Below are 23390 nucleotides of genomic sequence, written 5' to 3'. Positions count from 1 at the left end.
CGCGACGATTTGAACCCGTACTGAGTCGACGTTCGACTGGATTCGACAGCTAGCCCATTGCTTTCGAACTCGCGTGAATTTCTTGGGAGACGATGGGAATTGAGCCAACAAGAACGAGTGAGGGAGGCGAAACCGACGTTCAACCGTTCGAACGCGCACAAATCGACGGTCTTTCCATCCCACCGACGGACACCGAGGGGTCACTCCAATGGACTCCATCACGGGGTCGGCCCTACAATTTCCGCCGAGGAGACCCTCTCAACCGTGACCGGAGTCGAATTCGGATATCGTCGTGCCAGCGATGTCGTGGCCGGTGCGCACTCGAGACATGATGGGACACGTCAGCGTTTCCGTCACCGAATTCGGCCGTTGGCTCGTGCTAGTGTTCTCCTGTCAGTGGATTGTCTCAACTACTCGTGGACAAGTAGCTGCATAACAATGGGTAACACACCCATCGGTGGTGCTGCGGGGATGCAAGGCCCCGTCGGGTACACGCTCCACCAGTCTGCGACGTGTTGACCAGCCAAATGGGTTGCACTCGTACCCGGATCGCTCGGAAGTGGACTCGCCCCCGCTTCGAGTTAGCTCATGTCTCTCACGCCAGGGCGGGCTCCCGTCCCCGCCCGGGTTTTGAGCTACCAGGGTACCGATACGCGACTCGAGCGAGCGTTCTCTCCGACAGTTCGAACGTAGTCACGACGTACACCACCCGAGACGGCTGTGCATTCCGTCGAGTGATCCGACAAAAAGTCGAAATCGGGTTCGGAAGGCGAACAGCGCTACTCAGAACTCGGTGACGACGGGAATGCCGACCGTCTCGTAGTCGTCCATCGAACCCAGCGTCTCCGGCAGTTCCTCGAGTGAAAGCGTCTCGCCAATGATCTTACTCGGCTCGAGCGTTCCCTGTGCGATGAGGTTGAACAATTCCTCGTAGCGAACCAGGGGCATGCCGAAGGAGCCGTGGAAATCGATTTCTTGCATCGTCATCACGTCGACGGGGAGATCGATCTGCCCCTGTTCTTCGCCGGTCGTCAGTCCGACCTGGACGTGATCGCCGCGGGTGGCGAGGCTGTTGACCGAGTTCTGGCAGGTCTCGGCGATTCCGAGCGCGTCGAGGGAGACGTCTGCGCCGCCGTCGGTGATGCGCTTTACCTCCTGGGGGGCGCTGTCGACGTCCGCGCCGTTTATTGTCTCGACGGCACCCAGTTCCTCGGCACGCTCGAGTTTGGAGTCGAGGACGTCGATCGCGATCGGGTGTGCGCCCAGCGCCTGTGCGATGTGAATCGCCGAGAGGCCGACGCCACCACAGCCGTGGACGGCGACCCAGTCGCCGGGACGGATGTTCGCGCGGTCGGCCAGCGCGTGGTAGGCAGTCATGAACCGGCAACCGAGGCCGGCCATCTCCGTGAACCCGACGGAATCGGGGAGTTTGACGCAGTTGTAATCGGCTTCCCGAACCGGGAAGGCCTCCGCGAATGCACCCTGTGCGTACTCAGAGAGGCCGAGTGGCAAGACCGTTTCACAGTTGTTCGCCCGACCTTCTCGACAGTGTGTACAAGTGCCATCGCCCAGGTGGAACGGCACGGCGACTCGATCACCCTCCTCGAGCGTTTCGACGTCTTCGCCGACGGCAGAGACGACGCCGGCCGGTTCGTGGCCGAGAATTTGTCCTTCGGGGACGCCAGCCCCGATCCAGCTCCAGTCGCCTTGCCAGGCGTGCCAATCACTGCGACAGACTCCACACGCTTTCGTCTCGACGATGACCTGATCCGATCGCGGCTCCGGATAGTCGACGTCGTCGATCTCGAGTGGTTCCCCATGCTCGTCGATTACGGCGGCTCGCATACGTTCATCATTTTACGTGGCAATACAAAAGTATGTGACATACGGATCTAGTTGGTCGTGACGAACGAACGCACACCGGCATTTTGCGCGATCGTTTACACAATGGACCTCCCCTACTTTCCAAAAGCTACCTCTTTCACATAGTACTCTTATATCCGACATATATTGAGGATATCCGGTACGTCAGGTGGACGAGCGTCCGTCGGTATTCGGAGTCAAGCGCCAGCCCGTCTCCGATCGGTTACATCGATTTACACGCTCCAGACCAACGCGGCTGCCGAGTAGCTGTGCACTGACTTGCAGTCACTACGACAGTTGATCTGAGAGCCACAGTCGAATCGAACGCGAGACACCATGCTCGAGTTTGAACCGACTCGAGAACGATACGCGGCACTTGTATACGCCTATCTGTCCCGGATCAAGCGTTTTCTTTCAGCGAATCGGGTTTCGGTCGATCGATAGTCCAACCCCATCTCTTCTTCCAAAAGCGGACGGTCCGTCGGTAGCAACTGACCGCTTCGACGACTGGTTCGAATGGATGGCACCCGGCACTCCACTCCTCGAGTCGTCCGGCGAACTGGTGGCCGATAGCTACTAACTCATCGGTATCGGAACTCGAGTCGACACGCGTGTACGTCGAATTGGTAGAAGCACCTAATATTTGACAGTAATGACAATACATTGGCTCTGTTAAACTATTACTCTCTCGAAACTGACGGGAAACTGGTTCGGTCACTTCCCTGCTTTGGGACTCAGCGCCACCGCAAACGAGATGCGACGCCGGGACTCGCTAACGCCTGTAGTGCGTCTTCCAGCACTTGTCCCCAAACATTACACACGTAATCGTGTGATGATGTTTTCCATCACCTTCTCGACTGCTAACTACTATCGGTGTTGTTCTGTCCGATTGAACACGTCTCTTTCGTGAGATATCGATCGAAACCGGATCGACAACGGAATATGACGTGTCTCGGTTCGAATTCACTCGGTTTGCTGTGGTGAACACGTTTGGGGGCCTCCGTCGTGTACCATCGAAACGACCGAACAGGGGACACGGCCACGGGTCGAATGATCGCTACCGGACGAACGGTTCGTCTAGAGAGTTCAGGTGTGTACGACGCACACGGTTGAAATCGACCGTAGTGGTTCAGTGACTCGATTGACACTGGCGTTCCGCCTGAGTGAACGCACTGGCGGATACTCGTTCAACTGTTGAACCGAATTCTGTAAAGGGATACTTGCCACAATCGATGAGACGGTCCAGACAGCGGTGTCGTTCGACCCAGTAGATTCAGCGAGACTGTTCGGTCCCTTCGAACGGCTCACTCCTCGAGTTTGTACTTCTGGATCTTCCCGCTGGTCGTTCGGGGAAGTTCGTCGATGAACTCGACCGCTCGCGGGTGTTTGTACGCGGCGACTCGCTCGAGGAAGTAGTCTTTGATCGCCTCTTCGGTGACGTCGACGCCTGCTTCGACGTCGGGTGCGAGCACGACGAACGCCTTCGGCACCTCGTTGCGTCGCTCGTCGGGAATCCCGACGACGGCCCCCTCGGCGATGGCCTCGTGTTCCGACAGCAACTCCTCGAGTTCGCTGGGGTAGATGTTGTAGCCCGCGGAGTTGATCATGTGTTTCTTCCGGTCGACGATCTCGTAGTAGTTTTTCGCGTCTCTGCGGGCGATATCGCCGGTCCGGAAGTAGCCGTTTTCGGTAAACGCCGCGTCGGTTGCGTCGGGCAGGTTGTGATAGCTGTCCATCACCTGCGGGCCGCGGACGATGAGTTCTCCTTCCTCACCGGGTGGGACCTCCTCACCGGCGCTGTCGACGATCTTGCAGTCGGTCTGGCGCGTCGGTTGCCCGATCGTTCCGTGGCGAAGGCCGAACGTGGAACTCGCCTGCGAGTGGGTCGCCCCGTGGGTTTCGGTGAGGCCGTAGCCTTCACCCATTTCGACGCCGGCGACGGCTTCGAACTCCTCTTGGATCGCGACGGACATCTTCGCGCCGCCCTCGCCTGCCGATTCGAGGCTCGTCAGGTCGTACTCGCCGAAGTTCTCGCTGTTGACCATGTCGACGTACATCGCGGTGACGCCGACGTAGTGGGTGATCCCTTCCTCTTCGATCAGTTCCATGGCCGCGTCGCCGTCCCAATTGGCTGCACTCCGGAGGAAGACGCTGCCGCCGCGTAACAGCGGCTGCCACGCCGTGTGCGTAAATCCCGTGATGTGATACAACGGCAACCAGACGAGACTCCGAACGTCCTCGTCCTCGAGTTCGCCCGTCTGGGAGAGCACCGAGAACATCTGCGCGCGGAAGTTCCGATGGGTGAGTCGGACGCCTTTCGGCTTCCCCGTCGTTCCCGACGTGTACGGAAGCAGGGCTAGGTCGTCGTCCGAGCGTTCGACGAACAGCTCCTCCTCTCGAACGTCTGAAAACATATGAACGCCCTCCTCGGTGCTGCCGACGCCGATAACCACCGGATCCCAGTCGATTCCCTCGAGTGCCTCCTGCAGATACGGGAGCAACGCCGCGTGAGTCAGGACGGCCGAAGCGTCAGTATCCTCGAGTTGGTAGGTGAGTTCCCGACGGCGGTACTGTGGATTGACCGGGGAGACCGCGACCCCGGCTTTAAACGCCCCCAGAGCACCGATGAGGTACGCCGGGCAGTTCGGCAAATACTGGAGCAGTACGTCGCCGGGGTCGACGCCGAGTGCTGCCAACCCGCCGGCAAAACGGGCGCTTTCCTCGCGGAGTTCGTCGTGAGTCAGCGTCGTTCCGTGGTATTCGATGGCCGTCGCATCGCCGTGGAGACGGGCCGTTTCGTCGTGCAATCGTGCTGCATTCCCCGCTCTCGCGGTCTCGCGGACATCGTCGAGATCCATGTTCTCATATAACACACTCTGGTACTAAAACGTATCCCGGCCAATATCCCCTCTCTCACAATCAGTGGCTGTGTACGCGGGACCGCCCGACGGAACAGAACTAGACGAGTATCGCGACTTCATTTCACAACGTTGTATCTGACCGCTTTGTTGTACATTTACAATGTTGTATGTGCATATCCCGGTATGGAGTACCACGACTCCGAGAAGGCGAAAGAGGTTGCAGGGCGGGTAGAGGACTTCATGGAGGAAGTCGTCCTCCCTCGCGAGCGAGAAGCGCTCGCCACGGGAGAGCAAATTACGATGGACGAGATTCACGATTTCTGGGATCAGGCGAAAGAACGGAACCTGTTCGCCCCCCAAGTGTCCGAAGAGTACGGCGGGCAGGGTCTCGACTTCCAGGATATGCTGCCGTCGTTCGAGCAGGTCGGGCGCTCGCTCATCGGCGCGCTCGCCATCCGTGCAAACGCTCCACAGGAAGGGAACATGCACACCTTCGAGATGGTCGGCACGGAAGCACAGAAAGAAGAGTACCTGCGACCGCTCGTCCAGGGAGAGATTCAGACGGCGTTCGCGATGACCGAGCCGAAACAGGGTGGTGGCTCGGACCCGAAGATGCTCCAGAGCACGGCCGTCAAAGACGGCGACGAGTGGGTCATCAACGGCCACAAGTGGTGGACGTCCGACGGTCTCAACGCGGACTACTACCTGGCGATGGTCCGCACCGACCTCGATGCACACCCCTACTCGGGGACCTCGATCATCCTCGTGCCGTCCGAGGCTGACGGCGTCGAAGTCGTCCGCAACGTGCCCCACCTCGGCGGTCACGGCATCACCGAGCGCAAAGGTGGCCACGCCGAAGTGAAGTTCGACAACGTGCGCGTTCCCGTCGAAAACACCCTCGGCGAGGAGAACGAGGGCTTCCAAATTGCACAGATGCGACTCGGTGGCGGCCGACTCACCCACTGTATGCGCTACTCCGGCATGGCCGAACGCTCGCTCGACGTCGCGAAGGCGTACCTCGCAGAGCGCGAAGCCTTCGGCACGACACTCGAGGAAAAGCAGGCGCTTCGCCACCGAATCGCGGACGCCGAAACCCGACTTCACGCCGCTCGCTGTATGGTCCGTCACGCCGCCCGCGAACTCGACCGAAGCGACGCTCGGATCGAGGTCGCGATGGCGAAGATGTTCACCGCGAACGTCACGAACGAGACCATCGACCTCGCACTCCAGTGTTGTGGTGGCAACGGTATCGGGAAGGACCTCCCGATCGCACACTTCTACGAGAACGTTCGCGCGTTCCGAATCGTCGACGGTGCCGACGAAGTTCACCGCCGCTCGATCGCCCGTTGGGCCTTCGAGGACATCGACGAAACGGAAGTGGAGAACGCCCTCCAGTTCGACGAGGACCTTCGAATCGACGCCCTCGACGAGTAACGTACGCGGTCTCTGAAAGACGGTTTTTTGTCGTCGGCGTCCGACTTCGAGAGTCGAGCAACGGTCTGTCGATTCGACCGACCGACATTCGACTGACCAACATTCGACCAACTGAGGTTCGACCGACATTTGACCGACCGCATTCGACCAACTGAGATTTGACCGACATTCGACTGACCGAACAATCTGTGGTGGCGCGCGCTGATCCGCGGTGAGCCACCGGCGAAGCGCGGATCGACCTGTGCGAGGGATGAGCGAGCGAGCGACGCGAGAGAGCGAATCGGCTGGGGAGGATGTGGGAATTCCTCGTTGCCACTGTACACAGTCGTAAGCGATGTTTCAGAGCATACACAGTCGTAAGCGGCGTCTCGAGGGAGCCCGTCCCGACGAGCGCGCGTTTCCCGTCAGAAAACGGGCCTTCCCCGTCGCGATCTGCGACCCGCCCGAAGACGGCTCAAACTCGCTCGAGAATCGTCGCGATTCCCTGCCCGAAGCCGATACACATGGTCGAAAGCGCTCGGTCTTGTCCCGTGCGCTCGAGTTCGTGGGCGAGTTTCGTGGTGAGCATCGCGCCGGTCGCCCCGAGTGGGTGGCCGTGAGCGATGGCCCCGCCGTTGACGTTGACCTGCTCCCAGGACGCGCCCGTCTCCTCGAGCCAGGCGGCGACGACGGCGGCGAAGGCCTCGTTGACCTCGAAGAGGTCGATGTCCGAAATATCCAGGTCGGCTTGCTCGAGGACCTGCTCGGTCGCCGGAATCGGACCCGTAAGCATCGTCACGGGGTCGACGCCGACGACTTCCGTCTGGACGATTCGAGCCATGGGTTCCCAGCCATGCTCGCGGGCCGTCTCCTCGCTGGCGACGAGCAGCGCCGAGGAGCCGTCGACGATTCCCGAGGAGTTGCCGGGGTGGTGTCTACCGTTGCCCTCCTCGCGAAAGGAAAGCGGGAGGTTCGAGAGCGTCTCGAGGTCGGTTTCCGGACGCGGATGTTCGTCCTGTTCGACGGTGACGGGCTCGCCGTCAACTTCCGTTTCCACGGGCACGACCTGCTCGTCGTAGCGCCCTTCCTCCCACGCCTCGCCCCAGCGGCGCTGGGAGTCGACGGCGATCTCGTCGAGTTCCTCGCGCGAAAAGCCGTAGTTCTCGGCGATGCGTTCGGCTCCCTCTCCCTGGTGCGTGAGTTCGTCGAAGTGCTCGAAGTAGGTGTCCGTGACGCCGGCCCCGTCGCCGCCGTCCGACCCCATCGGGACACGGGTCATGTGCTCGACGCCGCCGGCGATCAATACGTCGTGTTGGCCGGCCATGACGTTCGCCGCGGCGAAGTTGAGCGCCTGCTGGCCCGAACCACACATTCGATTGAGTTGCACACCCGGAACGATATCGCCCCAGCCGGCGACCATCGGCGCGAGACGGCCGATATTGAGTCCCTGCTCGTCGATCGGCGAGACACAGCCGTAGATCACGTCTTCGATCGTCTCTGGCTCGAAGTCGTTGCGTTCCTCGAGGGCCTCGAGTGGCTTGGCGGCTAGATCCTGCGGGTGGGTGTCCCGAAACGAGCCGTCGCGTTTTCCGAATGGCGTTCGAACTGCGTCGACGATAACTGCGTCGTGCATGACACACCATTACACGACCACACTGATAGCAATTCTGTTCGCGTTACACGTGTTCGTCTTCGTATTCGTCGTGTTCGTATTCACGTTCGTAGTATCGAACCCCCTCCTCGAGGCGCGAGCGAACGCGGCCCTCGCGCTCGAGTGTGGCCAGCGAACCGACGATTTCGGGCATCTTCCGGGCTCGTTCGCGGACGGAATCCGTCCGCTCGAGTGCAACCCCGGTTGCGGTGAGCGCGTCGCCAGCCTGTTCGAGGACCTCGAGGCAGTCTTCGAGTTGGGTCTCGAGGTCGGAAATCGAACGATCGACGACGGCGTCGAATCGGTCGTGGACCGGCCCGTGTCCGGGGTAGACGCGATCGAACGAGTGACCCTCCAGTCGTTCGAGGGCCTCGAGGTAGGCCGAAATCCCGTCGCGAACGCCGTCGTCGAAGTTGACGTGGAGGGCGATCGCCCGGAACGGTTCGATGGCCATGTCGCCCGCAAAGACGACGCGTTCCTCGCCGAGCGTCGTTGCGTAGCAGTAGTGTGGCGCGTGATGACCGGGCGTGTAAATTGGCTCGAACGTTCTGTCTCCGATCGTTACGGGTGCTTCGTCCTCGATCCAGTTGTCTACCGCCTCGAGTGGCAAACAGTCGCGGTGAGACCGATGGGCGTCGAGCAGTCGCTCGAGGGAACTCTCGATGTACCGTTCGTCGACTCCCGCTTCGCGGAGGTTCCGTCTGGTCGCCGCCTCGACGGTCTCGAGGTCGCGTTCGAACCGGTCTCGGGTCTGTCCGGGCGCGTGGACCGTCGGGGTTCCAAGCTCGCGAAGGGTCTGGACCTGGCCGGCGTGATCCGTATGTGGGTGCGTAAGCAGGAGGTGATCGATAGCGTCGGGATCGACGCCGTGGGATCGAAGTCCTTCGAATAACTCGTCGCGACCCTGCTCGCCCGCCATGCCGGCGTCGACGAGGATCGGTTCGGCTCCGGTGAGGAGATACGCTGCGACGTGACCGGGCGGCCACTCGACGCTGCACTCCAAGCGATGAACTCGTGACCGATCGCTGTCCGCGTCCGGTCGATTCGTCCATGACACGTACTCGCATTCGGGGTCGGTGTGGGTGATGGTTTGTTCACCGGCAAGGCTTACGCGAACTGTCGGCTCGAACGAGTACATTCGGGGAAGAGACGCGATTCGCATACCCGATTCGTGTACTTATTTGGTGATCGATACTGACTGTCAGCCATGGACGACCTCGACACAGTCCTGGTGGAGTACGACAGCGAAACTGGCATCGGCACGCTCACGATGAACCGTCCGGACGCGCTCAACGCCCTCAACGGACAGCTCCGAGACGACATCATCGCTGGACTCCAGCAACTCGAGACCGCAAACGAAGACGCCGACGGCGTCGCCCTGCGAGCCGTCGTACTCGAGGGGGCCGGTGAGAAAGCCTTCTGTGCCGGGGCGGACATCGGCGGTTTCTCGGACGAGTCGGCCGGCGGCTCCTCGGGGCGCACGCACTACGACTTCATCCGGGACTTCCCGACGCCCGTCATCGCGAAGATCGACGGCTACTGTCTCGGCGGCGGCCTCGAGACGGCCCTCGCGTGTGACTTCCGGCTGGCGGCCGAGGGGAGTACGTTCGGCTTCCCGGAAGTCGACCTGGGGATCATCCCCGGTGCGGGCGGCGTCCAGTACGTGACGAAACTGGCGGGCCCCGCGGTCGCGAAGGAACTGGCCATGCGCGGCAACCACATCTCGGCCGAACGCGCCGCCGACGAAGGAATCATCAACCACGTCTACGACGCGGATTCCTTCGACGAGGACGTCGACGAGTTCGTCACCGAACTCGCCGGACAGGCACCCCTCGCCGTGCAGGCCGTCAAAAAGTCCGCCCACATGGCCGTCCACTCCGGCCTGAACGAAGGCCTGCGCTACGACAGTCAGGTCTTCGCGGAGCTGTTGACGACCGAAGACCACGCAGAAGGCGCCGCGGCGTTCGCCGAAAAGCGCGACGCCGAGTTCGAAGGGAAGTAAGAACGCGCTGTCTCGTTGGTTCTCGGTTTCTCGATTTTGCGGGTTCGCGGGTTCGCAGTTTTTGTGTTCGGTCAGTCCCACTCCTCGCCGATCCCGCGCAGCGAGAACGGGCCGACGGGGAGGTTGTAGCCGTCCTCGAGTGCTTTGTCGACCTGGTCTTCGGTCGCGATTCCCTCGTCGACGATCTGTTGAGCCTCCTCGCGCATCGCCGCGTGACAGCGGTTCGCGATGAAGCCGTAGGTGCCGGGCGCGTCGTCGATAGTCACTCGCGTCTTGTCGAGTTCGTCGATCAGTTCCTCCGCGCGTTCGACGACCGCGTCGTCGGTCTCGGGCGCGCGTACGATTTCGACCATGTCCATGACCGGAACCGGGTTGAAAAAGTGCGTCACGGCCACGCGCGAGGGATCGGAGACGGCGTTCGCGATCGCGGTCACGGAGAAACCGCTCGTGTTCGAGTACAGCGGCTGATCGTCGGTGACCTCGTCGAGATCACGGAAGACCTGACCCTTGATCGCGAGGTTCTCGGTCACGGCTTCGATGACGAAGTCGGTGCCGTCCGTCGCTGCCGCGAGATCCGTCGTGAACGTGATTCGCTCGAGCGTCTCTGCCTTTTCCTCCTCGGAGAGATAGCCGCCGGAAACGGCGTCGTCGAGACCGTAGTTTCCCGAAATGACGCGCTCTCTGGCCTCCTCGGCCAGTTCCTCGTTGATCTCGCGGACGCGAACGTCGTAGCCGTTTCGTGCGAGTACCTGTGCGATGCCTGCGCCCATGATTCCGCCGCCGACGACGGCGGCTGTGTCTCGGGACATGGTATCACGCTTCACAGGAGAGAACTTAGTTCTTGTGAACACTCCGCTTGCTTGCGACTTTCTCCAAAACAGACGGGTGCTCGAGATCGATGTTCAGTCCGCGTTCACGGTCGTCGTCGAGACTGCCGGGTCTCGAAGGAGCGGAATCGAGACGACGGTGAGACAACTGACGACCAACAGTGCACAGAGCACGTACGTCCACTGGTAGCCGAACCAGCTTTCGACGGCGGGAATCGCGACGAGCGGCCCGAGACTCAACCCGATATCGCCCATTACGTTGTAGACGCCGCCCATCCGTCCGAGTTCGTCCCCCGGCGTCAGATCGCCCAGAATCGCGAGTAACGCGGGTGCCGACATTCCGATGCCAAACCCGATCAGGACGATGGCAACGAGGAGCAACTCGAGGACGGGGTAGTACGCGATGACGAGGAACCCGACGGCCATGGCGACGAACGCGGGGACCGTCAGGAGCGATCGATCTCGCATTCGATCGGAGACCCAGCCCGTAAACAACGTCGTCACGCCGGACGTGACCACGCCGAGTGCCATGACGACGCCGCTGATGCCCGCGGCCTCGAGTGCGGAGATCTGCATTCCGTGGACTTCGGCGTAGCGCGCGAGCGTGACGAGGACGATGCCGCCCCAGAGCAACTGAATCGTGAAGTTACCGTAGCCGATCGCGAGAACGGCTGGCCGCTCGCGGAGAATACCCGGAATGTCGCGGATTCTCGCCGAGTCTCTGTCGGTCCCGGCGTGAACGTCCGGTAGGACGAGCGTCGCGATCGTTCCGGCGATGAGCGCGAGGATTCCGCCGACGAGGAACGCGATTTCCATCCCCGCGAGGTCCGTTAGCACGCCGCCGACGATGAGTCCGGCCGGAAAGCCAAGCGAGTCGAATCCGCGCATGTAGCCGACCCACTGGCCGCGGTTCTGCGTCGTCGTGACGTACGTGATGGTTGCGAACGCGCCGATGAAGACGAACGCGCTACCGACGCCCCAGAAGAGGCGGGCCAACACGAAGACGATACCGGGTGCGGACACCTCGCCGATGATCGGAAGCGTGCCCAATACGTACGCCGGGGTGTACAAGCCGGCGATGTAACCAAACGGAGCCAGTGCCTGCGTGTAGAGGCCGAAAATCATCGGCTTTCGCGTCCCGTAGCGGTCGATGATCGACCCCGCCGGCGTATTCATGAATAGCCGCGCAATTCGATTCGCCGAGAGGATGATGCTCAACATGACGGCGCTGATGAGGAGGTGCTCGTCTAACAACGGGAGCGTCGGATAGGCGACACCCGTCGCGACGCCGCCGAAGAACACGCCGCCGATGACCGCGAGGGCGATCGTTCGGATTTCGCGATTCGAGTACGTCTCCGACTCGGACGCCGACTCCGAATCTGGCGCTTCGCCACCTGCGGACTCCGTCCCTTTCCCTCGGTCACTCATCGAAGCGCGGGGCCTCCGTTCACCACGTCCCGCGCTTGTGTGCGACTCTCACTCATCGACATACTCTCGACCGAACTCCTCGCGCAGGACCGTCTTCTGTACTTTCCCGCTCCCGGTTTTGGGCAGTTCATCACGGACTTCGACGTACCGAGGGTGCTTGTACGGTGCGAGTTCGCCGAGGACGTACTCCTCGATTTCCTCGTCGGTGATCGACGCCCCGTTCGTGGGCACCACGGCTGCGGCGACGGTCTCGCCCCGTCGCTCGTCGGGGACGCCGAAGACGGCGGCCTCGAGCACGCCCGGATGATCGTAGAGCGTGTCTTCGATTTCGCGGGGGTAGACGTTGTATCCCGCCGTGAGAATCATCTCCTTCTCGCGCCCCTTGATGTAGTAGTAGTTATCGTCGTCTCGAGACGCGATGTCGCCGGACCGGAAGTAGCCGTCGTCGGTGAAGACGGCCTCGTTCGCCTCGGGATTCTTGTAGTAGCCCGCCATAACCTGTGGACCGTCGATGAGCAACTCGCCTTCCTCGCCGGTCCCGACCGGTTCGTCGTTCTCGTCGACGATTTTCGAGCGCGTGTGTCCGGCGGGCTGGCCGACGCTCCCCGGTCGGTTGCCGAGCGTCGACCAGCGAATGGTGTGCGTCGTCGCCGTCGTCTCCGTGAGTCCGTACCCCTCCGAGAGCGTAACGCCGATTCGCTCCTCGAACGCTTCTTGAACCGGCTTCGGCAGTTTGTCGCCACCCTGTCCCGCCCGCTGGAGCGCCTCGAGGCCGTGTTTCTCCGGATCGTAGGCCTCGAGCAAGTCGCTGAACATGGTCGCGACGCCGATGAACGCCGGAATGTCGTGTTCGTCGATCAACTCGAGGACGCGTTCTGGGTCCCACTGATCGGGTCGAAGTAAGTGAAGCGTCCGCCCCGAACACAGCGAGGAGAGCATCTGCAAGAGGCCGGTGATGTGGTACATCGGGAGGATGATGAGCGAATCGCCCTGAATCGGACTCGCGCTGTAATTCGAGACGCTGGTCGCGATCTGGACCCGGAAGTTTCGATGGGTGAGAAGGACGCCTTTCGGATCGCCGGTCGTCCCCGAGGTGTAGGGCTGGAGGAGGACGTCGTCGTCCGAGCGTTCGACGAGGTTGCCGTTGCCGTCGTCACCTCCCTCCGCAACCGACGGGAGTGACGTGTGGTCGGCGTCGGCGCTCGTACTCACAATTTCCGCCTCGAGGCCGCCGAGGGCGTCGACGACGTGCTCGCTCGCCTCGCCGGCCACGACGACGGCCTTCGCGTCGGCGTGGTCGACCTGGTACTCGATTTCGCGGCGACGGTAGGCCGGGTTGAGTGGACTCGCGACGATCCCGCCCCGAACGCACGCCCAGACGACGGCGCTGAACGCGATTCCGTTTGGCATGTAGAGACAGAGCCGATCGTCGGGCTCGATACCGAGCCCGCGCAATCCGCGGGTGTAGGTTTCGACGAGGCGCGAAAATTCCCGATAGGTTACCGTCTCTCCGGCGTGTTCGATCGCGATCTGTTCGGGCTGTTCGGCGACCGCTCTGTCCAGGAGTTTTGCAATGTTTCCGTCGTAGGGTGGTTCGAACAGCGACGCTGCTGGAACCAACTCGAGGTCGTTCATTTGTCAAGTGGTTTGTCGATATCACTGAAAAGTGTATGGATCTTGGTAACACGAACCGGAACTCTCGCTGGTCGGTGGATACCGACGACGCTGGTCAGAGACGCCGACCGCCTCACTCGAGGCGCGGCGTTCCCTTGATCGTCATCGTCTCGCCGACGATGTAGGAGGAAGCCGGACTGGCCAGGAACTGCGCGAGATCCGCGACCTCTTCGGGCCTCCCGATCGTTCGATCCGCTCTCGAGCGATCGATCGCGTCCGCGTCGTCATCGACGCCCATCTGGGACTTGACGCCCTCGGTGGCGACCAATCCGGGCGCGATGCAGTTGACCCAGATGTCGTCTTCGGCCCAGTCGGCCGCGAGCGAACTCGTGAAGTTGATCACAGCAGCTTTCGCCGCGCCGTAGGGACTCATCTGTCTCGAGCCTCGCTGGCCGGCGACGCTCGCGATGTTGATGATCTTGCCGCCGCCGTTGTCCCGCATGTACTCGCCCGCGGCCTGACAGCCGTGGAACGTCCCGTGGAGGTTGATGTCGACGATGGTCTTCCAGCCGTTCTCGCTGATCTCGGCGACTGGTGCCTGAAAGCTCGCGCCCGCATTGTTGATAAACACGTCGAGCGACCCGAACTCGCTCACGGTCTGATCGACCAGTTCGTCGACCGACCCGCGATTTCGCACGTCGCACTCGAGTGCGAGCGCGCGCCCATCGGCGTCGCCCTCGTTGATCGCGCTCGCGACCGGTTCGACGTTGTCCAGTTCTCGAGAGGTGACGACGACGTTCGCGCCGTCCTCGGCGAAGCGTTCGACCATCGCCTTCCCGAGCCCGCTCGAGGAGCCCGTGACGACGACCGTCTCGCCCTCGAGGCTGAACTGGCTGGTCGTCATCGATACCGCCCCGCGAACAGTCGACTCACTGTTGGCCACAACGTGGCATTTGCTATCATGATACAGCACGCAACTTCGACAATCGGTGTAATAAATCATGTGACCGGTCGCGTCTCCGGATTCGGTCCCGCCTCGCTTCGTTGACCGCGAGGAATACGCTTATGAGATTCGTCGAAAAACGGTAGGGGAAATGGTGACCATTCACAGCGAGACCGCGCGTCGATCGCCGAGTCAGTATCCCAAACCATCCCGCCGGACGATCCTCGGGGGTGTCGCTCGTGCCGAGTAAGTCGATGGCCGACCTCGAGGCGATGGTCGGCGACTCGCGAGTCACCGTCGAGGACTTCCGAATCGAACCGGGGAAAGTCGAGGAGTTCGCCCGCTCGATCACCGATCCAAATCCCGTCTTTCGCGACGCCGACGTCGCCGCCGAACGCGGATTCGACCGCCTGCCCGCGCCCCTGACGTACGCTCGAGTTAGTCGATTCCCGCGCTATCGACCCGACGACCTCGAGATGTACGGCTTCGACCTCGGCTTTCGACCGGAGTACGTCCTCCACGGCGAACAAGGCTACGAGTACGAGCGACCGCTCCAGGTCGGCGACGTGCTGACGGGGACGACCACCCTGACGGACGTTTTCCAACGCGACGGCGGCCGAGCCGGAACGATGACGTTCGCCGTCTACGAGACCGAGTACCGCGACGAGGGCGACGACCTCGTACTCACCGACCGCGCGACGGTCATCGAGACCGACGGCGCCGTCGACGACGACGAGAGCGACGCCGGTGACGGTGAGGACCCGACGGACGGAGACGATTCGACGGCTACAGACGACACCGTCCCACCCGCGACGGAGGTCGAACGCGTTCGTTCCGCGGACGACCTCGCCGTCGGCGATACGGGACCGACGGTCGTCGTCGAGGACCTCGAGCGAATGCACTTCGTCAAGTACGCGGGCGCGAGCGGGGACTTCAACCCGATTCACTACGACGAACCCTACGCCCGCGAAGCGGGTAACGAGAGCGTCTTCGGGCAGGGAATGTTCACCGCCGGCGTCGCCTCTCGAGCGGTCACCGACTGGTTCGGCCTCGCGGCCGTCGATTCCTTCAGCGTCCGCTTCCAGTCGCAGGTCTTCCCCGGCGACTCGATCGCCGCGACGGCTGAAGTCGTCGAGAGCCACCCCGACGACGGCGGCGTCGAGATCGATCTCGCTGTCGAGAACCAACGCGGCGAAACGCTGCTGACCGGCTCCGCCACGGCGACGCTGTCCGACGACTGAGCGAGCGACCGTCGCTTCAGCCGTCACGAGAAATTCTCGAGGGGAGCCAACTCGAGGCCATCCAGGTGTTCGAATAGGAAAATCAGATAGTGACGACGCTCTTCGCGCAGCCCACTCACCGAGGCACGAACACCGGGATCGCCGCCTCTTCGGAGACCTGCCAGAACGTGACCTCGAGTGGCATGCCGACTTCGACCGCCTCCGGATCGCAATCGAGCAAAGCGAGCAGCCGCGGTCCCTCCTCGAGCGCCACCGCGGCGACGGCGTACGGCGTGCGGTCGCTAAAGCCGGGTTCGCCGGGAACGTGACAGACGGTGTAGGAGTACACCGTCCCGACGCCCTCACTCGTCTCGAACGGCGGATCGGTGGTCCCACACCCCGTACAGACCGCTCGCGGGTAGAGCTGTGACGTTCCACACTCCTCACAGCGCTGGTACAGCAACTCGCCCTCGAGCGTTGCTTCCCAGAACGTCTCGTTCGCGCCGCTGGGAATCGGGACCGGCCCCTCCCACGAGTCTCGTCGATCCTCGACGGGGGCGGGTTCGGAGCCGCTCATGCTTCCCTCCGGAGGACGACGGTGCTACTCGAGGAGAGGATGCCCCCGGTGCCGTGTGCGACGGCGACCTCCGCGCCGTCGACCTGTCGATCACCCGTGTAGTCGCCCCGAAGTTGGCGGACGGCCTCGATGAGTACGAACACGCCGAAGTGGCCGGGGTGGCAGTACGACAGGCCGCCGCCCTGCGTGTTCATCGGCAACTCGCCGCCCGGAGCCGTGGTTCCACCTTCGACGAACGAGCCGCCTTCGCCTTTCTCACAAAAGCCGAGATCCTCGAGCGTCACGAGCGCGGTGTAGGTGAACGAATCGTAGAGTTGGGCGACGTCCACGTCGTCGGGGGTGATCCCGGCCTGTTCGAACGCCTTCGGTCCCGTCACAGCCGCGCCGGTGGTCGTCATGTCGGGCATCTCGCTGATGTCCTGTCGGTGCGTGCTCGTCGAGGCGACGCCGGAGACGGCGATTTCGGGAACCCCGAGTTCTCGAGCCTTCTCCTCGGAGGCCAACACGACCGCGCCACCGCCGTCGGAGACGAGACAGCAGTCGAGGAGGTTGAACGGCTCCGCGATTTGACGCGACTCGAGGACGTCGTCGACGCTGATCGAGTCCTGGTGTGCCGCTTTGGGGTTCATTGAGGCCCACTCGCGCGTTGAGACGGCGATTTCGGCCAATTGCTCCTCGGTCGTCCCGTACTCGTGCATGTGCCGCTGGGCGGCCATCGCGTACGCACCGGGCGGGCGAAAGAGCCCCGTCGGCCGGACGAACCCGTCGACGGGGTGGGTGATCTCGAGGGACTGATCCCGGCCGGGTCCGGTCTTGCGCGTCGAGCCGTAGGCGATCACGACGACGTCCGCTCGCCCGCGAGCCATCGCGTCGCCGATGTGCCCGCAGAAACTCTCGAACGATGAGCCGCCGATTTCGGTGCCCTCGAGCACCGACGGCTCCTCGAGGTCGAGATATTCCGAGAGGACCAGCGCGGGCATGTAGTCGTTCCCGCCGGCGACGGCGACGCCGTCGACGTCCTCGAGTGCCAGCCCGGCGTCCTCGAGTGCGCGAACGGTCGCGATGCCCGCGTTGTCGAGCCAGTTTCGGTCGGGTGTTTCACCGAGGTCGCTCTCGGCGACGCCGGCGACGATCGGTTCAGCCACAGTCGTGCCTCCTGACAGCGAGTGCAGTCATGGACGGCGTTTTTCCGACGGTCGCCAAATAGATTGTGGTGGTGTGCCACGCTGGCCGGTAACAAAGGTCATTGGCGCGACGAAGCGACGGAGCCACAGTCGGCCGTTTCGACCAGTCAGTTGCGTGTGTGCGAGGTGTTGGTTGCTTGAATCAACGGAGATTGCTCGGCGGAAAAGATTATGTGGATGGATACTGTTACCACAAACCGTACTATGTCCGAGCCAGATCCCGAAGAGATCCGATCACAGCTCGTCGAGGCGTTCGACGGTGCAGACTACCCCGTCTCGAACCCGATGGAGTTCCTCCCGGCGTTGCCAAACGGCCCGGCCACGACGTTCGAGTCGGGCGACTTCTCGATGTCGATTATGGAACTCCAGAACGCGTCCGACGGCGGCGACTCCGATCGATACCCCTACCACGGCCCCGAGGAAGTCGCCGACGACATCGTCGACGGCCTTCAAGACGCCGGCGAACTCCCGAGTTGAGCGCTCGAGCGCACGATACTTCTCCGAGCAGCGTCGTTTTGGCGTCCGAGCGACGCGTCGTCCGGATCCCCGCGCTCGAGTCGCGTTTTGTTCTTCCCCTTCTTGTGAGAAGTTTTAACATAATCTGCAGAGATAGTCGAGTTGCTGTCAGGAGTGAATACACGATGATGCTCAACGACGAACAACGGATGGTTCGAGACTCGGTTCGAGAGTTCATGGACGAAGAGATCGCACCGGAGTTACCCGAGGCCGATCGCGAACCCCTGTCGAAAGACGACGCGATCGACTACATGCAAAAGATGGCCGAAATAGACGTGGGGCCGTACGCCGAGGAACGCTTCGACGACCCGCTGACGAGTACCATCGTCAGCGAGGAGGTGTCTCGCGTGTGGCCGAGCCTGCAGGTGACGATGGGGATGTCGCTACCGGTGACGATGTTCGAAATCTTCTCCGAGCGAACGCGCGAGGCCTACGCCGAGGAGTGGGAGACCGACCGACTCATCGGTTGTTTCGCGATCACGGAACCGGCGGGCGGGTCGGATACCAAGGTGCCGAACACGACCGCGACTAAAGACGGCGACGAGTACGTCATCACCGGCGAGAAGACGTGGGTGTCGAACGCCCCCATCGCCGATATCGCGCTTGTCGTCGCCTGGGACGACGAACACGACCAACGGGACATGTTCCTCGTCGACCAGAAGACCGCCGGCTTCGAGACCAGACCGCTCGAGAAACTCGGCTGGAAGGGCTCACCGACGGGCCAACTCTTCTTCGACGAGTGTCGCATTCCACAGGAGAACAAACTCTCTCGAGCGGTGATGGAGGCGATGAGCGACGGTCGAATGGATCCGAGCGAGTCGTCGTTCGCGACGGGCGGTGGTGCCGGCGGAAACCCCTTGAACACGATGTTCGCCTCGATGCGAAACGGAATGGCCGCCATCTCCGTGGGCATCATGCAAGCCGCCTACGAGGCCGCACTCGCGTACGCGACCGATCGGGAGGTCTTCGAAAAACCCATCGGCCAGCACCAGCTTATCCAGGAAAAGCTCTACAATATCCGTGCCGGCCTCGAGACGGGGCGACTCCTGACGCGTCACACCGCCCAGAAGATCGACGCCGGAGACCCGGACGCCCGAATGCTCTCCTCACTCTCGAAGGGGTGGGTCTGCGAGAAATCGGTCGACGTCGCCGACGACGCCATGCAGATCTACGGCGGGAACGGCCTCTCGACGGAGTACCCGCTCGAGCGCTACTACCGAGATGCGCGGACGATGACCATTCCGGACGGCACCACCGAAATTCAGAAACTGGTCGTCGGCTACGAACTGACCGACATGCAAGCGTACACCTGAATCGCTACCCACGAGACACTGAGTGTGAGAGTCGGGAGTCGGATTCGTCGAGGACGCGTTCACTCACCGTTAACGCCATCGACCACACCGTTTACGTGCGTAACGTCGAAGCACATTGAGTGTGAACACCATTCACGTTACTATCAACCGTGATAACCAACCACTAGATTTACGGCACTCGGATCGAATATTCTTGCCATGGATACGTGGGTGAATATAGTCAGACAGCCGACTATTCGATTGGGATCTAGCCGAAACGGAAGACGAGACGCTCGACTCGACTGGCCGTCTCGAAGGACGTCGGTTCCTCGACGACAGAAAATGCGAAACCGACCGCCGTTGGAGGGCGTTGTTGGCGTGAACGTCACGGGAAGTAACGTGGAGTGTGTCGATACCCATGTCTAACGCAGAGTTCAAGATTATCGACGAGAAGATCGGTCTCTTCGGGGGCACGTTACTCCTCGTCGGCAACGTCATCGCGATGACGGCGTTCCTGTTACCGGCTCACCTGATCGCCGACGACGGCCTCGGACCGGAGGTCGCCATCGCCATGATGCTCGTCATCCTGCCGGTAACCTTCAGCATCCTCAGCACGCTCCAAATCGGTGGCGCGATGCCCGCGGCGGGTGGGAGTTACGTTTACGGCTCGAGGCTGATCAGTCCGTTCTTCGGATTCTTACTCCCGTGGATCGTCATCCCCTCGATCTGGCTCGGTCAACTGTACCTCGCGTTCGGGTTCGCCGAGTTCATGCGCTTTTTCCCGACGTTCGATTGGATCCCGATGTGGGCGTTGATGTACGCCGTCATGATTCCGTTCATCATCCTGAACATTCTGGGCATCCGGATCGTGACGCAGGTTCAGATCGTCCTCGTCTCGATCATTATCGGCGGCATGTTGCTCTTTATCGTGCCGGGATCGCTCTACATCGACACCGCGAACTACACGGGTATGTTCGAATCCGGAACGGGTGCGTTCTTCCTCGCGATCGTCTCGTTATCGATCGCGATGCACGGGTTCAACCTCGCGACCGACTTAGGTGAGGAACTCGAGGATCCGGTGAAGAACATTCCCAGGGTGTTAGGACTCAGCGCCGTGATTTCGATCGGGCTCATGGTGCTCCTCGTCGTCGTCGCCGTCGGCGTCGTTCCGCTCGACTTCTACATCGAGAATCGGGATGCCGGCGTCGCGTACGCGGCCTTCGAGTTCCTGCCGACCGGCGGTGCCTACTTCGTCGCCTTCGCCGCCGTCGTCGGGGCGTTCACCTCGCTCAACACGCTCTATACCGCCTACTCGAGACAGCTCATGCGAGCGGCTCGAGACGAGGCAATTCCGCTGTTCTTCGCGAAACTTCACCCGAAGTACCAGACGCCACACCGAGCGATCTTGTTGCTCGCCGTCCCGGCGTTGCTTATGGTGCCGCCGATTAGCTCGACGACGCCCGTCATCATGGCCGCGGTTCTGTCGATCACGTCGATGATCGGCGCGATCATCAGTGCCGTCGCGCTGTGGAACCTGCCGAAGCGCTTCGAGCGTCGCTACGAGTACTCGATCTACAAACTGCCACGACCGGTACTGAAAGTTGTCGCCGTCTCGAGTGCGCTCGTGTCGTCGATCTTCTTGGCCGGCGTCTCGCTCGAACTCGGCTGGATCCTCGCGATCATCTTCGGCTGGATCATCCTCGCGTACCCGGCTTACCGCTACCGGGTTCGTTCCCTTCAGAAGAAAAAAGATGTCGACCTCGTAAAGCGCATGAAATCACTGCACGACTACGAGGAACAGCGAGCCGAAGAGGGTTCTCGCGCTTCGGAGTCCGAGGACGAAGCAGAGACTGAGACGCCAGAGGCGCAATCGAACACCTCATCGACCACCGAAGACTGATGGACGTCACGGCACGCGAACGAAACGACTCCGCAATCGCAATCGACCCGGCGCTCGAGCGTGGCCACGAGCGGACCTCGACACGCCTCTCGGTGGCTAATACAGGTGAGCAATAGTGCTCGATTCGATTCCCACCAAACGAGTGCCCGACCCCGACCTCGAGTCGGCGTCGCCGTCGTTGCTCAAACGCCGAGCGATCGCGACGGGAATCGACCTCGCCGTGTGCTATTTCGTTATCGAGACGGCAATACTGGCCGTGTTGCTGGTCGCGTTCACGGACGCCTTTCTGGCACTCGGAAACGGTGCGTTTCTCTTGAGCCTCGTCGGGCTCGTCCCGATCTACCTCGGCTATACGTTTTGCTTCGAGTGGCGCTACGGCCGAACGCCAGGGAAAAAGCGAATGGGACTCCTCGTCGTTAGCGAAGACGGCGCTCACCTGTCCGTCCACGATGCAGCAATTCGAAACGTCCTGCGATACGTCGACTGGCTCCCCGTCGGCTACGTCCTCGGCTGGTTCGTCGTTCGTCGCTCGCCGACCGGTCGTAGATTAGGTGATCGTCTCGCCGGGACGCTCGTCGTCCGACCGGTCACGACCGCGGAGTCGCTCTATGATCGCGATAGGCACGCGCGAGGCGCTTCCGCCTCGAGCGAGCGTCAGTAGTTTGCTTGGTCTTGGACGTCATCGTAGCGTGTCTCGTACTCGCCGACCGCCCACTCGTAGGCCTCTTCGGGATCCTCGCCGTCGACCAGCACTCGGTTGGTCAACTCTGCGGGGATGTCGAACGTCCCGACGTGGAGCGTCTCCGGGCTCGAGGGCAGTTCCGGGCTCTCGAGTTCGGGAACGATCTCGTCCATGATGAACTCGTTTTTCTCGAGGAACGCCCCGTCTTCGACCTGGAAGATCTCCGCCTCCTGATACTCGTCGTCGTCGATGATCTCCTCGTAGGGCGGGATGAACCGCATCGGCTCCATCAGGGAGACCTCGACGTGATTGTCCGCCCCGTACATGTACCGTTTGAACTCCTCGGCGGTCTCCGGGTTGCTCGAGCCGTCGATGATCGGCGTCCCGTTGACGAGCACCCACCCTCGCGTTACCGGGTCGGCACCATCTCGAGTCGGTATCAGCGCTTGCTCGGTTGCGAGGGCGAGGTCCTCCGCGCCCGCCTCGTACGCTGGACCACAGAGCCACGCGTTGTTCATGAAACACTGGCCGTATCTGCCGCCGATCCAGTCTTCGATGGTGTCCTCCCAGCCGATCGCCGACGCGTCCGGTGAGTACTCCGACAGCTCGAGTAAGACGTCTAACACCGGCATCACGTGTTCCTCGTCGAACCACAACTCGAGTTCGCCGTCGCCGTTTTCCTGCCAGACGTCGCCGCCGGAGTTGTAGAGCCAATTAGCGAAGTCCGAGCCGGATTTGCCGACCGGCTCTCCGGCGAGGCCGAACCCGCGCATCTCTTCGAACTCGTCCGACTCGTCGATGGCTTGGGCGTTGTCGACGAGTTCGTCCCAGGTTTCGGGCACCTCGAGATCCAGCGCCTCGTACACGTCGGCTCGGTAGTTGAGACAGCCACCCACGTAGACGCCGTGGGGAATCGAGTGCGTCTCTTCGTCGCGGTCGCCGGTCATCGGCTGGAGCGTGTACTTGAACAGCGCGTCACCCCACTCCTCCTCGAGGTCGTCGACCACGTCGTCGACCTGTCTGGTCAGCCCCTGGTTGATCAGGTCGCCGAACTCGGAGGTCGTTCCGTGATAGAACTCGGGTGCGTCACCGGATTGTAACAGCGTCGCGAGCCGTTGCTCGCCCGACCCGTGTAAGCCCGTGTACTCGATGTTGACCGGGACGTCCGAGTCTTCCTCGAATCCCGGGATGAGCTCTTCCTCCCAGTACGTTTCCCACTCGCCGCCGGTCAGATCGGTGAGGATGTGTAGTTCGTCGTCGTCTCCGCCGCCGAGACACCCCGCGAAGAGTCCGGCCGCTCCGACGCCGAGGCCTGACAGTACCTGTCGCCTGTGTATACCACTACCTGGCATATACCGTGCTTGTTGTTAACAATCATTATAAAGATATCGTCTGTATTCACCGCGTTCGCCGACGA

At 61.9% G+C, this 23390-nt stretch carries 18 protein-coding genes; 7 read left to right on the top strand and 11 right to left on the bottom strand.

Going from position 1 to position 23390, the window contains the following annotated elements:
* Nucleotides 1–783 precede the first annotated feature (783 nt).
* Together BB347_RS07195 and BB347_RS07185 are read right to left on the bottom strand one after the other, a co-directional pair.
* Nucleotides 784–1845 carry a zinc-dependent alcohol dehydrogenase family protein gene (locus BB347_RS07195; protein WP_076582314.1) on the bottom strand — a complete coding sequence of 354 codons (1062 nt, stop codon included), beginning with the start codon at nt 1843–1845 and terminating at the stop codon, nt 784–786.
* Nucleotides 1846–3167: 1322 nt separating this feature from the next.
* On the bottom strand, nt 3168–4721 hold the full coding sequence (locus BB347_RS07185; RefSeq protein ID WP_076582311.1) for a class I adenylate-forming enzyme family protein: 1554 nt from the start codon (nt 4719–4721) through the stop codon (nt 3168–3170).
* Nucleotides 4722–4907: 186 nt separating this feature from the next.
* Between BB347_RS07185 and BB347_RS07180 the strand changes: the two genes are divergently transcribed.
* Nucleotides 4908–6158, top strand: coding sequence for an acyl-CoA dehydrogenase family protein (locus tag BB347_RS07180; RefSeq protein WP_076582310.1), 1251 nt, complete (start codon nt 4908–4910; stop codon nt 6156–6158).
* Nucleotides 6159–6612: 454 nt separating this feature from the next.
* Here BB347_RS07180 and BB347_RS07175 read toward each other — a convergent pair whose 3' ends face one another.
* Together BB347_RS07175 and BB347_RS07170 are read right to left on the bottom strand one after the other, a co-directional pair.
* A complete protein-coding gene (locus BB347_RS07175) occupies nt 6613–7770 on the bottom strand; it encodes a thiolase family protein (RefSeq protein WP_076582308.1) in 1158 nt (385 codons plus the stop codon).
* Between the two features lie 43 nt (nt 7771–7813).
* The gene (locus tag BB347_RS07170) at nt 7814–8791 is read right to left on the bottom strand and encodes an MBL fold metallo-hydrolase (protein WP_236995989.1); all 978 of its coding nucleotides are present in this window, start codon (nt 8789–8791) and stop codon (nt 7814–7816) included.
* A 204-nt stretch (nt 8792–8995) separates the two neighbouring features.
* Between BB347_RS07170 and BB347_RS07165 the strand changes: the two genes are divergently transcribed.
* Nucleotides 8996–9790 (top strand): enoyl-CoA hydratase/isomerase family protein, encoded by a 795-nt coding sequence (locus BB347_RS07165; RefSeq protein ID WP_076582306.1) that lies wholly within the window; start codon nt 8996–8998, stop codon nt 9788–9790.
* Nucleotides 9791–9861: 71 nt separating this feature from the next.
* On the opposite strand, the gene BB347_RS07160 is transcribed toward BB347_RS07165, so the two are convergent.
* The 4 genes from BB347_RS07160 to BB347_RS07145 all read right to left on the bottom strand — a co-directional run bounded on the left by BB347_RS07160 (nt 9862) and on the right by BB347_RS07145 (nt 14563).
* On the bottom strand, nt 9862–10599 hold the full coding sequence (locus BB347_RS07160; RefSeq protein ID WP_076582305.1) for a 3-hydroxyacyl-CoA dehydrogenase family protein: 738 nt from the start codon (nt 10597–10599) through the stop codon (nt 9862–9864).
* Between the two features lie 93 nt (nt 10600–10692).
* Complete coding sequence (locus tag BB347_RS07155; RefSeq protein ID WP_083687759.1) at nt 10693–12045, bottom strand: MFS transporter; 1353 nt, start codon at nt 12043–12045, stop codon at nt 10693–10695.
* A 48-nt stretch (nt 12046–12093) separates the two neighbouring features.
* Nucleotides 12094–13680, bottom strand: a complete 1587-nt coding sequence (locus tag BB347_RS07150) for a class I adenylate-forming enzyme family protein (protein ID WP_076582303.1) — start codon at nt 13678–13680, stop codon at nt 12094–12096.
* A gap of 112 nt (nt 13681–13792) precedes the next feature.
* On the bottom strand, nt 13793–14563 hold the full coding sequence (locus BB347_RS07145; RefSeq protein ID WP_076582301.1) for an SDR family NAD(P)-dependent oxidoreductase: 771 nt from the start codon (nt 14561–14563) through the stop codon (nt 13793–13795).
* Between the two features lie 293 nt (nt 14564–14856).
* On the opposite strand from BB347_RS07145, the gene BB347_RS07140 reads away from it, so the two are divergent.
* Entirely contained in the window at nt 14857–15843 is a 987-nt protein-coding gene (locus BB347_RS07140) for an FAS1-like dehydratase domain-containing protein (RefSeq protein ID WP_170872014.1), read from the top strand.
* Between the two features lie 115 nt (nt 15844–15958).
* Here the strand turns inward: BB347_RS07140 and BB347_RS07135 are convergent, their stop codons facing one another.
* Both BB347_RS07135 and BB347_RS07130 read right to left on the bottom strand, forming a co-directional pair.
* Nucleotides 15959–16399, bottom strand: coding sequence for a Zn-ribbon domain-containing OB-fold protein (locus tag BB347_RS07135; protein WP_076582300.1), 441 nt, complete (start codon nt 16397–16399; stop codon nt 15959–15961).
* On the bottom strand, nt 16396–17544 hold the full coding sequence (locus BB347_RS07130; RefSeq protein WP_076582298.1) for an acetyl-CoA acetyltransferase: 1149 nt from the start codon (nt 17542–17544) through the stop codon (nt 16396–16398). The genes BB347_RS07135 and BB347_RS07130 overlap by 4 nt, the downstream gene beginning before the upstream one ends.
* 243 nt (nt 17545–17787) lie before the next feature.
* Between BB347_RS07130 and BB347_RS07125 the strand changes: the two genes are divergently transcribed.
* The 4 genes from BB347_RS07125 to BB347_RS07110 all read left to right on the top strand — a co-directional run bounded on the left by BB347_RS07125 (nt 17788) and on the right by BB347_RS07110 (nt 21952).
* A complete protein-coding gene (locus BB347_RS07125; RefSeq protein ID WP_076582297.1) occupies nt 17788–18060 on the top strand; it encodes an MTH865 family protein in 273 nt (90 codons plus the stop codon).
* Between the two features lie 164 nt (nt 18061–18224).
* Nucleotides 18225–19412 (top strand): acyl-CoA dehydrogenase family protein, encoded by a 1188-nt coding sequence (locus BB347_RS07120; RefSeq protein ID WP_076582295.1) that lies wholly within the window; start codon nt 18225–18227, stop codon nt 19410–19412.
* 397 nt (nt 19413–19809) lie between these two features.
* Entirely contained in the window at nt 19810–21291 is a 1482-nt protein-coding gene (locus tag BB347_RS07115) for an APC family permease (RefSeq protein WP_076582294.1), read from the top strand.
* Between the two features lie 115 nt (nt 21292–21406).
* Nucleotides 21407–21952 carry an RDD family protein gene (locus tag BB347_RS07110; protein WP_076582292.1) on the top strand — a complete coding sequence of 182 codons (546 nt, stop codon included), beginning with the start codon at nt 21407–21409 and terminating at the stop codon, nt 21950–21952.
* Here the strand turns inward: BB347_RS07110 and BB347_RS07105 are convergent.
* Complete coding sequence (locus BB347_RS07105; RefSeq protein WP_083687758.1) at nt 21946–23325, bottom strand: ABC transporter substrate-binding protein; 1380 nt, start codon at nt 23323–23325, stop codon at nt 21946–21948. The genes BB347_RS07110 and BB347_RS07105 overlap by 7 nt on opposite strands.
* Nucleotides 23326–23390: the final 65 nt, after the last annotated feature.

Source organism: Natronorubrum daqingense (assembly GCF_001971705.1).
In the GTDB taxonomy this organism is placed as follows: Archaea; Halobacteriota; Halobacteria; order Halobacteriales; family Natrialbaceae; genus Natronorubrum; species Natronorubrum daqingense.
The sequence above is the reverse complement of the archived record's forward strand: the minus strand, read 5'-3'. Positions and strand labels throughout refer to the sequence as shown.

Bases quoted from the DNA above. Each gene is read 5' to 3' on its own strand.
- BB347_RS07195 (WP_076582314.1), bottom strand. From the start codon at position 1,845: ATGCGAGCCGCCGTAATCGACGAGCATGGGGAACCACTCGAGATCGAC.
- BB347_RS07180 (WP_076582310.1), top strand. From the start codon at position 4,908: ATGGAGTACCACGACTCCGAGAAGGCGAAAGAGGTTGCAGGGCGGGTA.
- BB347_RS07175 (WP_076582308.1), bottom strand. From the start codon at position 7,770: ATGCACGACGCAGTTATCGTCGACGCAGTTCGAACGCCATTCGGAAAA.
- BB347_RS07125 (WP_076582297.1), top strand. From the start codon at position 17,788: ATGTCCGAGCCAGATCCCGAAGAGATCCGATCACAGCTCGTCGAGGCG.
- BB347_RS07115 (WP_076582294.1), top strand. From the start codon at position 19,810: ATGTCTAACGCAGAGTTCAAGATTATCGACGAGAAGATCGGTCTCTTC.
- BB347_RS07150 (WP_076582303.1), bottom strand. From the start codon at position 13,680: ATGAACGACCTCGAGTTGGTTCCAGCAGCGTCGCTGTTCGAACCACCC.
- BB347_RS07140 (WP_170872014.1), top strand. From the start codon at position 14,857: ATGGCCGACCTCGAGGCGATGGTCGGCGACTCGCGAGTCACCGTCGAG.
- BB347_RS07185 (WP_076582311.1), bottom strand. From the start codon at position 4,721: ATGGATCTCGACGATGTCCGCGAGACCGCGAGAGCGGGGAATGCAGCA.
- BB347_RS07135 (WP_076582300.1), bottom strand. From the start codon at position 16,399: ATGAGCGGCTCCGAACCCGCCCCCGTCGAGGATCGACGAGACTCGTGG.
- BB347_RS07145 (WP_076582301.1), bottom strand. From the start codon at position 14,563: ATGACGACCAGCCAGTTCAGCCTCGAGGGCGAGACGGTCGTCGTCACG.
- BB347_RS07165 (WP_076582306.1), top strand. From the start codon at position 8,996: ATGGACGACCTCGACACAGTCCTGGTGGAGTACGACAGCGAAACTGGC.
- BB347_RS07105 (WP_083687758.1), bottom strand. From the start codon at position 23,325: ATGCCAGGTAGTGGTATACACAGGCGACAGGTACTGTCAGGCCTCGGC.
- BB347_RS07155 (WP_083687759.1), bottom strand. From the start codon at position 12,045: ATGAGTGACCGAGGGAAAGGGACGGAGTCCGCAGGTGGCGAAGCGCCA.
- BB347_RS07120 (WP_076582295.1), top strand. From the start codon at position 18,225: ATGATGCTCAACGACGAACAACGGATGGTTCGAGACTCGGTTCGAGAG.
- BB347_RS07160 (WP_076582305.1), bottom strand. From the start codon at position 10,599: ATGTCCCGAGACACAGCCGCCGTCGTCGGCGGCGGAATCATGGGCGCA.